The organism is Bacillus canaveralius, assembly GCF_002860125.1.
GTDB classification, from domain to species: Bacteria; Bacillota; Bacilli; order Bacillales; family Cytobacillaceae; genus Bacillus_BJ; species Bacillus_BJ canaveralius.
In genome coordinates, this window is record NZ_PGVA01000054.1 from 15,400 (window position 1) to 29,445 (window position 14,046).

Consider the following 14,046-nt stretch of genomic DNA (forward strand, 5'->3'; position numbering starts at 1 on the left):
TTTATGATTATAGATTTGTCTTAATGATTTTTTTAGCCCAATGCGGAGTGTTCAATTGTTAGCTTTTCAATTATTTTGAATAAACAATTTTTTTGATCGTTTCTATTGAAAGGAAATATTCCTCGGCTAATTGATCAATCGACCGGCCATTTTTAAACGAATTTTTTAATAGAGGCATTTCTCTCATCAATCAACTTTCTTCCTCCAGAACGTGTACCCCATCTTTGTAATTACTTTCTTCTACAGCCGACTGTATGGAGGATAACTCGAATTTTATAGTAAATTATTTTGACGCCCTAAGTCTGACTAGGCGTCTTTATTTGTTTGGCTTTGAAGTATATGTTGTTTCCCCTATTCTAAAGTATTAACACCTCCAATTGAACATCGTTTTTTCCCATAGCTACATTTATATATAATGCAATGTAAAAATGATACTCATGTACAGGCACCAACCGTTACGTTTTTGGATAAGCTGAATACAATGTATTATAAAAAGGAGGTGGAAATCTTATGGCACAACAAATTATTGTCGCGCCTGGCCAGTCGATACAAGCAGCCATCAATGCGGCGAACCCCTTTGACACCATTCGTGTATTGCCAGGTACGTACACCGAAACTATTAATATTAATAAAACGATTCAATTATTGGGTGCCCAAGCTGGTGTTGATGCCAGAACACGCACGGGTGCACCGGGAACAGAGTCAATTATCACTGGTTCAACCGCTTCGGGCGGAACGGTTCAGTTGACTGCTGACAATGCTGTTTTTGATGGTTTTACAGTACAGGGCAATACCCTGACAGCCGGTGTGGCTACATCCAGTGCTGCATCAGGTTATTGGGTACTGAATAATATCAGTCAGGATAATGTTATTGGCATGTTTATTGGTTCCAATGGAGCAACAGAAACACAAATAAGGCAAAATGTAATCTTTAATAATAATCGCCCAGGAGCTTCCACGGGGACCGGTATCTATTCTGATACTGGAGCCTCAAATGTTTTGATAGAAAGCAATCGCTTTGCCGGTCCCCATCAAACTTCTTCTATCACTTTTATAAACGCCTCAGATTTAGTAATAACGCGAAATGAACTGCTTACTGATAACTCATTAAGTTTATTTGGAACGACGAATGTGGAAGTAGCGTGTAATACAATCACCAACTCTACTGAATCCGGGATTTTCTTTGGGGGTGGAACGAACCTGACCGATGTTTACAACAATATCGTCCAGAATAGCGGCTCGAGCGGGATAAACGTTTTCGATGTAGGATTTGGTACCAACATGAATATTCGCGCAAAAAATAATAATATACAGAATAATGCGGGCGCAGGTCTGAATATTCAACCGGGCGCGTACGACGATGTATCGGGCAGAAGGCTGGATGCAACGAATAACTGGTGGGGTAGTCCGACCGGGCCTACAAGTCCCGCCAATCCTGGAGGAACAGGAGATGAGGTAAATGATCCGGACAATGTAGCTGAAATTACACCTTTCTTACAAGCGCCACCCAACCCATGCTCTGCAGATTTAGCTTGCCTGCAGCAACTTGCGGCGACACAGCAGGCTTTGACTGCTACTCAACAAGCGTTTGCTGCTTTACAGCAGGCATTTATTTCTTTACAGCAGACACTCGCGCTTGTCAGACAACAACTGGCCGTTTGCATGGGCCAATTCAGGAACAAACCTGACTGTCCTAAGCGCAAAAAAAATAGCTGTAAGAGCTGCCAGCACTAAAGCACTAATGCAAATTGCATTTCTATATGTAGCTGCGAATATATCCAATATTACTTTTCCTCTTTAAATTGCCCAATTGATGATAGTACAGCGCCAGTTGCTTGTATCCAACTACCACTGACTTTTAATAATTGACCGTTCTCATGTTCTTTAAGATGTTTATACATCTTATTTTTCTGTTCCAGGTCTTTTATGCCTCCTAAAGCCTGCATTGAGTTTCCTATAGATTGCAGCAAGTTACCGATAATGTTATATGATTGACCTGGAGCGATATTATCTTCGAGCTCGTCTGAAAGCGCGACTGCTCCTCCCAGCGCTTGTATCCAGTTCCCTGTAATGATTAATTTTTGTTCTGTCACTTTTTCAAAATCAATAGCCATACCAGCAATAACGATAACATTCCCAATTGCCTGAATTTCATTTCCTACCTTTTCAAGGGATATTTCTTCTTGCCCGTCAGCTTGTAAGGCATTTCCCACTGCCTGCAAGACATTGCCGATTAAATCTAAATCGTTTTGCAAATCACTTTTTATAAAGTTCGATGGTGTACTTGCTATCGCGGAAATAATTGTTCCCACGGCTGCTATCACTGAACCAAAAATTTCTTTCGTTTGATTATCCATATTATTCTACCCACCAATAAGTGCTTATGAAATTATATTCATGTTGGTGTTCTAACGTCATTGACATATGGCTTCGATCAAACGAACATGTGAAAGCATTGTTCGCAAGGAAAGACCCGGTTCTATAACACCTAATGTGGAGGGAAAGTAGAAATTTTGCAACAGAGAAATTAAAATTCGGCTTAATGGCAATTCAGTTTAGCCAAGTAAAAAAGACTTTATTGCATAAGACAATAAAGTCACTTAAACAACGCTGTCACTCATGAATAAACAATCTAAATATGATGACCTTTTGATATAACAAAGGTCTGCTTTCATGCATTATTCACCAAAATCGACATTGTGGTACACTTGTTGAACATCTTCTAAATCTTCTAATGCATCAATCATTTTTTCAAACTTTTCCTGTGCATCTTCTGGAAGTGTTAAATCATTTTGTGCAAGCATTGTCAATTCCGCCACTGTAAAGTCAGTTATACCAACATTCTTGAATGCTTCTTGCACTGCATGGAACTGGTCCGGATCAGCATAAACGATAACCGCTTCGTCTTCCTCCAAAATGTCACGCACATCTACATCTGCTTCCATTAATAACTCAAGCACTTCATCGGCTGTTTTATCTTCGACGCCGATGACAGCCGTTGCATCAAACATATAAGCCACAGACCCACTGACTCCCATGTTACCACCGTTCTTGCCAAATGCAGCACGCACATCTGATGCGGTACGGTTCACGTTATTTGTCAAAGCATCAACAATGACCATGGATCCATTTGGCCCGAAGCCTTCATAACGAAGTTCGTCATAGCTTTCTTCTGAGCCGCCTTTCGCTTTTTCAATCGCGCGGTCAATTATCGTTTTTGGCACACTGTACGTTTTTGCACGCTCAAGTACAATTTTTAATGCCTGATTTGATTCCGGATCAGGCTCACCTTGCTTTGCTGCTACATATATTTCGCGCCCAAACTTTGCATATACACGACTCGTATTTGCATCTTTTGACGCTTTTTTTTCCTTAATATTGTTCCACTTACGGCCCATACCGAACACTCGCTTTCAACTTTGAATCTTCACAATAATATAAGCTTCTTCCATGCAACTCTTCGAATAACTATAAGATGATATGTCACTGAAAAATAAAAACTGTATACCACTGCATTGCAACTATATTATACCTTAACTACATGTTTTTTTTCGAGCATAAAATACAATAACACAATCAGGCTTCATGTTGAGTAGCAAGGAATAAAGCTGTTTCACTTTACAACATTTTCACTGGTTTCGTCAGTACAACAAAAGCAATCCTGCTTAATGGGAGCTATAATAATCAACAAAATGTTGCTAGCTAATCGACAATCCAAATCATCCCCAGTTTCTTCCTCTATCCAGTCCTTATTGAACTTCCCTGTATCAGTCACCAGTCAAGCAGCTTAATAACGCATCTGTAGTTAAACAATGTCAATGATTAATATGCTTTAGCCCAACCACTTATCAACTATAGGTCCCCTTAGCTTAGTAAAATCAGTATTAATAACCAGTCGCCATTTCAAGTGGAATAACACTAATTTGACTAGGAAATATAGCAAAATCACTCCAAAGAATTAACGTATTGGGCAAAGAAGGCTTTGATAATAGATATCATTACGTTTTATTTTTTATGTATATAGAATATTGTAGAGTTTATGACGGTAGAGTTTGCAATAGTTCTACCAACCTCTTGACAGTTTACAGTTTGAAATTTTGTTGCATCAACTGATTCATACAATAATTGATGTATACCATCTACTGAACGAATCGCCACTAGGGCATCTGGATTTGTATCATATACTCTTTTTAGAACCTTCTCTTTATTTGGAACGAGACTAGCAATCCAAACAAGATCATGGTGATCATAATCATATGAGGCTCCATCCCTTAAAATATAGCTTGACTCCCTACCAGGATATAAATTTTGTACGATCCCCTTTCCTAATTTATATGCTTGTCTGTCAATATCTATACAAGTCATTTCTGCGTCCAACTCTTTTTCTAATAGTATCGGACTTAAAGGTAGAGGACCAGTTCCTACGAATGCGAACGAGTTAAACTCGGTTTTGATCTTTTTTAACTGTCTTATTTCAGTTTTAATGAGTTCTACATAGTTACTCCAATAAATGAATGAACTAAAATCAAGGACAGATTCTACCTTTCCACTAAATCTATTAGCATAATAATTTTCCATTAAGGTTTCAGCAATCATCAATTTTTCCAGCATTTGATTTCTAATGGATTTAATATCATCATGATTAAGGATTTCTTCTGCTACAGATTGTTGTAAAGGTTGAGAAACAGTAGCGACTAATTCAGATAAGGTCCGGTTAATTGTTTTATTATAGGGTGATAAATCTTGTTCCGTTATTAAAATACTAAATGCCTCTTTATACTGACTAATTATCTTTTCCTGTAGCTTAGCTAATTCTAATGTTTTCAACCTATGCACTCCTTTTTGAAAAAATTGTTTGATTTAGCTTTGGAATATACATTGCTAAACATAATGAACGGGCTAGACTGAATAATATAAAGGCGAACCATAAACCATGATTTAAAAGACTGGGTACCAGAACATATAAACTCAACAAAAAAACAATTAGTGAGTAAATCATTGAATTTCGAATTGGTGCTGCATTTGCTGCCCCAGTAAAGACACCATAAAGAATTAAACCAAGACCCGCGGTAAGTGGAAATAACATAACCCATAATTCATAGGATTTAGTTACCTCAAGGACGCTATCAATTTGAGTAAATAAGGGAAAAATGTAACCCTTCAATAACCAATACGTCCCCGAAATTAATATTGAAGAGATCGCGGCCCACTGGCAAGAAAGTGAAAATGCTTTCTTATACAAAGACTCATTTTTTGAACCTACTGCTTGTCCTACAAAGATACTTGACGCATTTGCAAAGCCATCAAAGACATAAGCCAAAATATAATGCACTTGAATAAGAATTGCATTTGCTGCTAGCACCTCTGTTCCAAATGAAGCACTCTTAGCTGTAAATACATTAAAGACAATAAGCAGGCATACGGTTCGTATGAGCAAATCTCTATTCATCAACAGCATTTTCCTTAAAGGCACAGGGTCAATGATATCTTTTAGGGATGGAAAGGATATCTTATAAGGTGATGCTCTTAAAACAAGCAATATACCCAGACTAAAAGTTGATATTTCAGCAATCAATGTGGCTACGGCTACTCCAGATACCCCCCAATGAAAAACTTTTACAAAAACCACATCAAGCACTATATTTACCAGATTTAAAAAAATTTGAAGGTACAAAGACACTTTTATTCGGGACAAGCCCATTAACCATCCTAAAATAACAAAATTCATTAAAGTAAAAGGGGCACCCCAGATTCTGATCGAAAAGTAATCGGATGCAAAGCTTCTTACATCTGCTGAAGGATTAATAAATGATAATGCCAATAACTCAATTGGCTGCTGTAATAACACAAACATTATTCCAACAATTAAAGCGACTACAACTGGCCTTGTTAAAACGAGTACACCTTCTCTTACATTATTCGCCCCAAATGCTTGAGCAGCGAGTGCTGAAGTGCTTACGCGTAAAAAACCAAATAACCAATACATTGTATTAAATATGATTGTCCCTACAGCGACTCCACCTATATAAGCAGGATCTGGTAATTGTCCAACAACAGCCATGTCAACCAAACCCAATATCGGTGTCGTAATAGTCGAAATGACTAGCGGAATGGCTAATGCTAGATAAGAACGGTGATTCACTAAACTTCCTCCTTATGAATCAAAGATGTTAAGTAATTCTTTCGTATAGAAATGTCTTTCATTTAAAAACAATTCCTCCCTCCGGCATTGATCGATAATGTTTCCTTGTTTCATTACCATAATATGTTGGCTCATAAAATTAACAGCAGCAAGATCGTGGGAAATGAACAAATAAGAAAGACCTAGTTTTTCTTGTAAATCTTTTAATAAATTTAAAATGTGTGCTTGTATTGATACATCTAAACTAGCTGTTGGCTCATCTAAAATAATAAGGGAAGGTTCTATACTTATAGCCCTTGCGATAATAACCCTCTGTTTTTGGCCTCCGCTTAACTCATGTGGGTAGTAAGATAAGTAATTGGATGGAATATTAACCATGTTCAAGAGGTACTCCGCAACTTTCCTTCTGTTATTACGTATTCCTGTTAAAAAAGAAGGTTGAACTTCTCTTTGAAAATCCAAAGGTTCCATCAATGAGTCGATGATCTTTAATTTGGGATTTAAAGAGGCGGTAGGATTTTGAAAAACTGCCTGCATGTCTTTTCTAACTATTCTCATATGTTCTTTTTTTAATAGATGTAATGGTTTATCATTAAACCAAATCTCACCTTGATCTATATTTTCCAGAATTAGCAGGCACCTAGCTAATGTACTTTTGCCGCTTCCGCTTTCCCCCACTAACCCGATGCATTCCCCTCTGTTTATCTGTAAAGACACCTTATTCACTGCAGTAATACCACTTGCAAATTGTTTAGTAATGTTTCGAGCTTTCAAAACCGTTTTCCCAGCTAAACCTATAACACCACCGCCCATTAATAAGTTGCCTCCTGTTTCACAGTATTAGGTAAAAGACGGACTGGCGTTTCCCTTAATTTAGGTACAGCGGAAAAAAGCTGTTTTGTATACAAATGTTGCGGTTGTTTTATAATTGTCTTTTTATCTCCAAATTCAACAATTTCTCCTCGGAGGATAATCGCCAGATTACTGGCATATTTACGTACATGCCGTAGATCATGTGTTATAAACAAAACAGCACTTTTTGTTTGTTTTGTTAATTCAGCAATGAGTTCAAGTACCTTTGCTGCAGTCAAACTATCCAGAGCAGTGGTTGGTTCATCTGCAATCAATAATTTTGGTTTTAATATAGTTGCCATCGCAATGGCTGCTCGTTGGAGCTGTCCCCCACTTAGTTGAAAAGGATAGCTTTTGTATACCCGTTCTTCGGAAAGATGTACGTTCTTAAGTGATAATAAGGCAAATTCTTTTCTTTCATTCTTTGACATACCGGTGTGTGTCTTCAGCATTTCGTCAAATTGTTTGCCAATTGTCATAAAAGGTGTAAAAGCCCCTTGATAATCCTGAAAGATGTACGCAATCTCCTTCCCCCGTATCTTTTGAAATTCTTTCTCTGAAAATCTGGTTATCTCTTGATCATCCAAAAAAATCTTCCCCGATAAAACCATTAATTCAGATGGTAAAAGGCCGCCAATGGCGGACGCCATTACACTTTTCCCGCTTCCGCTCTCTCCCACTAAGGCCAGCCACTCTCCCTCTTGAACCGTAAGATTAACTTGGTCTAAAATCGTGCTATCCCGATGTTTTACCGTTAGGTCTTTTATCGTCAAGATATTCATGAAACCTCTCCTTTTTGATATTGAACATCAAAATGGTCTCTTATATAATCTCCGATCAAATTTGCAATTAGGACTACAAACATAATGAACAGTCCCGGGATGATCATTAGATGAGGCGCATTATAAAAAAATGCTTTCCCTTCGTTCAGCATAGCCCCCCATTCAGGAGTCGGTGGTTGTGCGCCTAGACCAATATAAGAAAGCGATGCAATCATAAGAATGATTTTACCAATGTCCAGGGTGGCCAAAACCATCACATTTCCTATTATGTGTGGAATCATGTGTCTTCGAAAAATGTCAATAGAGCCGAGTCCATTAATTTTTCCCATCGTAATATAATCTCTATGTTTTAGGGACAGGACTGTACTTCTAGCTAATCTAGCATAACCAACCCATTTTACAACTATAATTGCGAATACTAGATTTAACGTTCCCGGTCCTAACAACCCACTTAATACTATAGCTGCAATATAGTCCGGAAAGGCCATAAAAGCATCCACCATTTTCATAAAGAACCGGTCAATTTTCCCACCAACATAACCAGACAGAATCCCAATCGGTACTCCAATAGATAATGAGATTGAACAAACAAACAAACTTGTTCCCACAGTTGTATGTACCCCTACTAAAATGCGAGAAAAGACATCTCTCCCCAGATGGTCCGTCCCTAATATATGTTCTGAACTAATTGGCTTCAATCTCTCGCCCATATCGACATTTGTCGGGTCGTAGGGGGCAAAAAACGGTGCCAGAAGTAAGAACGTTATAAACAGAGTCAATAATATAATTCCAAATTTAAATTTAGGAAGGATAAAGGTTGTTATTTGTTTCAACTGTGGTCTGCCTCCTTAAATCTAATTTCCGGATTAAGATATCGATAAGAAAGATCTACTATTATGTTAATTATGACAACAAACATACCCATAAACAGAATGTAGCCCTGTATAATGGGATAATCTCTTCGAACAATGGCCTCCACTACTAACTCTCCAATTCCCGGGTAAGCGAACATAACTTCAATAATTACTGTTCCTCCCAGCAAACTTCCCAGACTTACACCAAAAATCGTGATTACTGGAGTAAGACTGTGACGAAGTGCATGAAAAAAAAGTATCCTTTTTCTGCTAAGCCCCCGAGCTTTCGCTGATCGTATGAAGTCTTGTCCTAGAGTCTCCAATAAACTTGAGCGTAATAATCTAACATACACCGCAGACATCCCAAGTCCTAATGTTAGGGAAGGAAGAATCAAGTGACTAAATGTCCCTTTCCCCATTGATGGGAAAATCCCGAACTTAACAGAAAATAGTTGGATAAAGAGCAGTCCTAACCAAAAGCTGGGTAGGGAAGCACCTAATAAAGCCAGTAATCTGCTGAAATGATCTATCCATTTATTTTTGTGTAGTGCTGCTAAAATCCCTATCGGACCAGCGATTAGTACCATTACTATAAGAGAAGTGAAGGTGAGAATTAGAGTTGCTGGAAATCTTTCCGCCAGTTCAACTAATACAGGCTGATTGGTCATATAGGAATAACCTAGATCGAATGCAAAGAAATTCTGCAGCCACCTCCAATATTGTATATATATTGGGTCATTAAATCCGAATTCATTTCGCAGTTCCTCTATTTGTTCTTCCGATATTGCAATATCATCTATGTTAAGTACGTACCTGACAGGATCACCCGGGGCCATTTTCATAAAAACGAAGCTTATGAAAGAAAGCACCAATAGGAACAAGACGAGTTCAAACAGCCGTTTGGCTAAATGTTTCACTTTTCCCTCACGCCTAGTTCGTTAGTCAAGGTATAATATTCACTTTTACTTGTTATCCAGCCGTCCACATAATCTTTGTATGCTACAAAATTGTTAGGATGAACGAGAAATGAATGGAGTGTTTCCTTATCAATAGTGATAATCGCTTGCTTGGCTATTTCGTTTCTTTTCTCTTCTTCCACTGCAAGATTTAATTCACTTATAACGTTGATAAGCTTATCATTCTGAATTTGACCGGGATTAATGGCACCACCGGGCATATACGTCGAATTAAGGAAGAAACTTGCATCCCCTCTAGGAGAAGTAATCATACTGTAGGTAGCCAGATCCCAATGTTCGTTTTTCGCTAAATATTCATCAATGTTATCTACTTGTTGAATATTGATGGTGATACCAAGTTTCTTTGCATTAGATTGCAGGAGTTGCGCTATTAAAGGAAGTTCTGGTCGGTATGAGTAAGTTAGTAAGTTAAGCGAAAGAGGTTTACCATCCTTGTTTGCCTTTCCATTTTCAATTTCGTATCCTGCCGCTTCTAGATGCTTTTTTGCGATATGTAAGCCAAATGGCTCTTCTTCAGAGGCAGGGGCAAAAGGAAAATCTGACAAGAATGGTCCTGATGCGATTGTCGCTTGACCTGCCATTATGCTTTCCACCACTTCTTTTCGATCAATCAAAGCGTCGAAAGCTTTTCTTACATTCTGATCAGCTAATGATTCTTTGGAAGTGTTGTACATTAGGAGATGAGTTCGTAAGCTAGGAACCACATTCGTAACGATTGTTTTATCGCTTTTTAAAGATTCAATGCTTTCAATGGCTGGACGATAAACAATATCTGCATCCCCTGATTGCAGAGCCAATGTGCGGGCATTTGCATCTTCGTTAAAAGTTAAAATTGCACGATCAAGCCTTGCTCGCCCATCCCAATATGCGTCATATCTCTCTAATTCCAATTTGCTATTTGCATCAAATGAAACAACCTGAAACGGCCCAGTTCCAATCGGTCTTTGATCAAAATTAGATTTACTTACGTCAATGATAGCTGTATTGGGATGGACCAGTTCAGAAGGCAAATGTGGCAAAGGCTGTTCGGTTTTTATAGTTAAGATTTGTCCCTCGGCAGTTAACGATTGGATTTTCAGAGAATTCTTAATAGCTTCGCTAACTTTTATATTTCTCTCTAACGAGGATTTAACAGCTTTTGCATTAACCTTTTTTCCATTTTGAAATGTCACATTGTCTCTAATTCTAAACACCCATGACTGTCCGTTATCCTCAGTTTTCCATTCTTCTGCAAGCCAAGGTTCCAATTCTAATTCCTCGTTTATCTTAACAAGGGTTTCTGCTACCCCTGCCCTCACTGGAGTGTAATTTAAATGCGGATCCAATGTTTCACTCGGGAAGTTGGAGAGAAACGTTAACTCTTGCTTGTTTTTGTTAACTTTCCTTCCTTCCATCACACTTGCAGATGAACATGCAGATAGAACTAGGAGAAAAATAGTGACCAATAATGTCATTCGTATTTTCTTTTTTGACATAGTGCTCTCCTCCGTAATCGAAATTATTACGATTTAAAATGTATAACACGAGAATGATAATAAACATGTGTTTGACAATTGGATATAATAAAAAATTGTTTTAAGGCAGTCCCTTCTAGTTCAACTCCTTCCATTACTTTTTATAAATCGTTATAATTACGATTTATAACTATCACTTAACCAATGGTAAATCATTATAATTTAAATTTAAATGGGAAAAAAATATCATTTTTGATCGGTTCACTACTCCTCTTTCATTTTTATCATTTGTTTTGATAATGTAATTAAGGAGAATTTTAATTTGAAGGTGTCATATAATTTATTTTTACGAACAACATCATTATAGGTAGACGAAATCAAAAAATTTTTGCCGCTATTTTTTTAAATCATTTACTTATTGGTTACATTACCCTTAGGAGGTGAAAAAAGTGGATCAAGAAAAAGATGACGTCCAGGAAAAAATAAATGTTGAATTGGGTAACATGGGCTTGTACGGAACTACTTCCAATACAGAAATTGCCGGCTACGAAGCTTCGGGTGATATTGAAAATGCCGGGAGGCTGGATAAAGGTTTCAGAAAAGAAGAAGGACATAGGGGTGCAACAGCTTCACTTAAAGGAAAACATCAGCGAGATTGATCAATAAGCATATACTTGACATCGTATTGAATCAATTTGAATTATTACTGGATCGAAAGGTTTGGATGGCCAACATTATATCGGGAAACGCGCAACTCACCTGATCCAGTTATGGACAGGTGTTTTTTTATTCATAAGAACTTACCAATAAGAGGAGCCATCCCATAGATAGCGGGAGATTAACTCTTGATTGATGTTGACACCTATGCCAATTCCGCTCGGGATTTGAACGATCCCATTGCTGGGGTGTATATTGATCAGTTCGGAAAATGCATTTTCCATGACATCCCACTCTATTGGTTCAATGTCTGTCTCATCCATTTTACTCGACGGAGACAAGCATGATTGACTGAATATCGTGTACAACCTTGATAAGGCCCCATCGTACGCATGGGGCGACACCCTTGTTCCAAAATGACGCGCGAGCTGTAAAGTATCCCGGAAATCATCGATTCCATTTGCATGCATTAGATCCGGTTGAATAATGTCTAAAGCATTTTCACATAAAAACGGCACAAATTGCTTCGCACCCTTTATATTTTCTCCCGCGCCAATTGGCACTGAGAGCAGTGTACGCAACAGTTTAAGCTCCGCCATGTTATCCAATGGCAGTGGTTCCTCAAACCAAAGCACATTTGACCATTTAGAAAAATGACGCTCCCACTTACGGGCAGTTGCCAGATCATAGCTTTGGTTGGCATCAATGATGATCGGCAGTTTACCCTCGATCATGTCCTGCAGTGAATGAATATGAGATTCGTCTTCTTGCAGCGTCCTTCCGCCTATTTTTACTTTTATTTTATTAAAACCTTGTGTAATTGTTTGTTCGATATATTGCAGTGAGTGATTAATCCAATCCTTCCTGTCGGTATACGATTGGAACGAGGCGTAAACCGGAACACTGTTTCGATAGCTGCCTCCCCACAGCTCACACACAGATAGGTTTGCGCTTTTAGCTGCTATTTCCGTTAAAGCCATACTCACTGCTGTTGCTGCCCGTTGATGCCACTTCTTTATCGTATTGACTAGCTGCAAACGATGATAAACAGACTTTCCGATTAAATAAGGAGTGATCCGCTCTTTAAATCCGAGATGCAATGCAGGCAGCCAATCAATGCATTCTCCCCACCCATCTACACCGGAGTCTGTAATGATATGGATCAAATAGCAGGTTCTGTAATTCTTATATCCGTTTGCATCACCATAAGGTTGCGAAATTTTGTAAAGCAACGGAAAAGTTTCGATTTTTTTAATTTGCATTGATGATCCACCTGCTTTGATTTTATTACATCTTTTTAGATGATAACATTATGCCTTGTTGGCATATTCACGGTTTCAGATGTTTCCTTAATTTCGTACTAACTTTCTTAATATTTGTCACCCATACCGGTTTCATTCTTTCAAAAAAACAAAATCCCAAAGTTATATCATTCAGGACATACATGGTTTTACTAATTATAATCAGTCCATACCTTAGTATACAAACAACTTTAAAGAAAAAGAGGGTGCTCCAACAGCCAGGTTTTGGGATACCCTCTTTTGATATAATTGTCGACCAATTAATTAAAAAACAAGCTCTAAAAATGGTGGAGTTAGTCCCGCATTTAAATAAGAACCGGCTGATAAATACCAGTCAGTTTTCACTCAATCTCTTAAGTCGCAGAAACATCAAGGGAAGAATGCTTTTTCTTAATAGTCTTTGTTGAAAAGTACAATATAATAAAACTAACAACGACCGCCGCTGTTACAGCAGAAATTACAAGGGCGCTCACTTGGGTCCATACTCCGATTAAAGACAAAAATGCCGGAATAGTGGCAGTTAACCATGATTGAATCATAGTCACCCATCCTGTAAACCGACCAATGTCTTTATTCAAAGCAAGCAATCGGAAAAATAAAAACCAAAGGAATGACCACATTAGCCAGATGATTCCAAACTTGTAGTCATTAAAATGGATGAAGGTTACTATTGAATATCCGACAGCCATGATTGAAACCCATAGCGAGTACCACCCGAAACCCGTTGCATCTAAATCGCATAAATTGTTAATACCGACGTATAGATATGTGAAGCCAAATAAAAAAGTTCCAGACGCTTGCAAGATTGTCCATGAATCGTGAGGATTGGAAATAATGACATAGATCGGAGTAATCACCTGCAACGAGCCCACAAATAAGTTGAACACACCTGCACTTTTTCCTTCGACTTTCCCAAGCAACATCAAGCCATTAACAAAAAGTACCGCGCCGACATACAGCAAGCCAACATTGGACATACTTCACACCTCTTTTTTATATATGAAAGAAAAAAAGAGCGGAGCGACAT

13 protein-coding genes and 1 pseudogene are annotated in these 14,046 nt (G+C 38.2%); 2 read left to right on the forward strand and 12 right to left on the reverse strand.

Features of this window, described 5'->3' with window-relative positions; translation table 11 throughout:
- Positions 1-70: 70 nt before the first annotated feature.
- A pseudogene (locus CU635_RS23945) lies at positions 71-227 on the reverse strand (hypothetical protein); the annotation flags it as partial.
- A 283-nt stretch (positions 228-510) separates the two neighbouring features.
- On the opposite strand from CU635_RS23945, the gene CU635_RS18460 reads away from it, so the two are divergent.
- Positions 511-1,734 (forward strand): right-handed parallel beta-helix repeat-containing protein, encoded by a 1,224-nt coding sequence (locus CU635_RS18460; RefSeq protein ID WP_101578851.1) that lies wholly within the window; start codon positions 511-513, stop codon positions 1,732-1,734.
- 50 nt (positions 1,735-1,784) lie between these two features.
- Here CU635_RS18460 and CU635_RS18465 read toward each other — a convergent pair whose 3' ends face one another.
- The 9 genes from CU635_RS18465 to nikA form a co-directional block, all read right to left on the reverse strand.
- On the reverse strand, positions 1,785-2,357 hold the full coding sequence (locus CU635_RS18465; RefSeq protein ID WP_101578852.1) for a DUF6944 family repetitive protein: 573 nt from the start codon (positions 2,355-2,357) through the stop codon (positions 1,785-1,787).
- Between the two features lie 321 nt (positions 2,358-2,678).
- Entirely contained in the window at positions 2,679-3,398 is a 720-nt protein-coding gene (locus CU635_RS18470) for a YebC/PmpR family DNA-binding transcriptional regulator (RefSeq protein WP_101578853.1), read from the reverse strand.
- A 607-nt stretch (positions 3,399-4,005) separates the two neighbouring features.
- Positions 4,006-4,827 carry a nicotianamine synthase family protein gene (locus CU635_RS18475; RefSeq protein ID WP_101578854.1) on the reverse strand — a complete coding sequence of 274 codons (822 nt, stop codon included), beginning with the start codon at positions 4,825-4,827 and terminating at the stop codon, positions 4,006-4,008.
- Between the two features lies 1 nt (position 4,828).
- Entirely contained in the window at positions 4,829-6,142 is a 1,314-nt protein-coding gene (locus CU635_RS18480) for an MATE family efflux transporter (protein WP_101578855.1), read from the reverse strand.
- A 12-nt stretch (positions 6,143-6,154) separates the two neighbouring features.
- A complete protein-coding gene (locus CU635_RS18485) occupies positions 6,155-6,955 on the reverse strand; it encodes an ABC transporter ATP-binding protein (RefSeq protein WP_101578856.1) in 801 nt (266 codons plus the stop codon).
- Positions 6,955-7,776, reverse strand: coding sequence for an ABC transporter ATP-binding protein (locus CU635_RS18490; RefSeq protein ID WP_101578857.1), 822 nt, complete (start codon positions 7,774-7,776; stop codon positions 6,955-6,957). The genes CU635_RS18485 and CU635_RS18490 overlap by 1 nt, the downstream gene beginning before the upstream one ends.
- Complete coding sequence (nikC, locus tag CU635_RS18495) at positions 7,773-8,609, reverse strand: nickel transporter permease (RefSeq protein WP_373270886.1); 837 nt, start codon at positions 8,607-8,609, stop codon at positions 7,773-7,775. The genes CU635_RS18490 and nikC overlap by 4 nt, the downstream gene beginning before the upstream one ends.
- The gene (gene nikB, locus CU635_RS18500; RefSeq protein WP_101578858.1) at positions 8,606-9,547 is read right to left on the reverse strand and encodes a nickel ABC transporter permease; all 942 of its coding nucleotides are present in this window, start codon (positions 9,545-9,547) and stop codon (positions 8,606-8,608) included. The genes nikC and nikB overlap by 4 nt, the downstream gene beginning before the upstream one ends.
- Positions 9,544-11,082 carry a nickel ABC transporter substrate-binding protein gene (nikA, locus tag CU635_RS18505; protein WP_101578859.1) on the reverse strand — a complete coding sequence of 513 codons (1,539 nt, stop codon included), beginning with the start codon at positions 11,080-11,082 and terminating at the stop codon, positions 9,544-9,546. The genes nikB and nikA overlap by 4 nt, the downstream gene beginning before the upstream one ends.
- A 428-nt stretch (positions 11,083-11,510) precedes the next feature.
- Here nikA and CU635_RS18510 point away from each other — a divergent pair, with 428 nt between their 5' ends.
- Positions 11,511-11,720, forward strand: a complete 210-nt coding sequence (locus CU635_RS18510) for a hypothetical protein (RefSeq protein WP_101578860.1) — start codon at positions 11,511-11,513, stop codon at positions 11,718-11,720.
- 141 nt (positions 11,721-11,861) lie between these two features.
- Here the strand turns inward: CU635_RS18510 and CU635_RS18515 are convergent, their stop codons facing one another.
- Together CU635_RS18515 and CU635_RS18520 are read right to left on the reverse strand one after the other, a co-directional pair.
- Positions 11,862-12,980, reverse strand: coding sequence for a mandelate racemase/muconate lactonizing enzyme family protein (locus tag CU635_RS18515; RefSeq protein ID WP_101578861.1), 1,119 nt, complete (start codon positions 12,978-12,980; stop codon positions 11,862-11,864).
- A 392-nt stretch (positions 12,981-13,372) separates the two neighbouring features.
- Positions 13,373-13,996, reverse strand: coding sequence for an AmiS/UreI family transporter (locus CU635_RS18520; RefSeq protein ID WP_101578862.1), 624 nt, complete (start codon positions 13,994-13,996; stop codon positions 13,373-13,375).
- Between the last annotated feature and the right edge of the window lie 50 nt (positions 13,997-14,046).

Excerpts from the sequence above, each read along its gene's own strand:
- CU635_RS18460 (WP_101578851.1), top strand. The coding sequence starts at position 511 with ATGGCACAACAAATTATTGTCGCGCCTGGCCAGTCGATACAAGCAGCC.
- CU635_RS18465 (WP_101578852.1), bottom strand. The coding sequence starts at position 2,357 with ATGGATAATCAAACGAAAGAAATTTTTGGTTCAGTGATAGCAGCCGTG.
- CU635_RS18470 (WP_101578853.1), bottom strand. The coding sequence starts at position 3,398 with ATGGGCCGTAAGTGGAACAATATTAAGGAAAAAAAAGCGTCAAAAGAT.
- CU635_RS18485 (WP_101578856.1), bottom strand. The coding sequence starts at position 6,955 with ATGGGCGGTGGTGTTATAGGTTTAGCTGGGAAAACGGTTTTGAAAGCT.
- CU635_RS18490 (WP_101578857.1), bottom strand. The coding sequence starts at position 7,776 with ATGAATATCTTGACGATAAAAGACCTAACGGTAAAACATCGGGATAGC.
- nikA (WP_101578859.1), bottom strand. The coding sequence starts at position 11,082 with ATGTCAAAAAAGAAAATACGAATGACATTATTGGTCACTATTTTTCTC.
- CU635_RS18515 (WP_101578861.1), bottom strand. The coding sequence starts at position 12,980 with ATGCAAATTAAAAAAATCGAAACTTTTCCGTTGCTTTACAAAATTTCG.
- CU635_RS18520 (WP_101578862.1), bottom strand. The coding sequence starts at position 13,996 with ATGTCCAATGTTGGCTTGCTGTATGTCGGCGCGGTACTTTTTGTTAAT.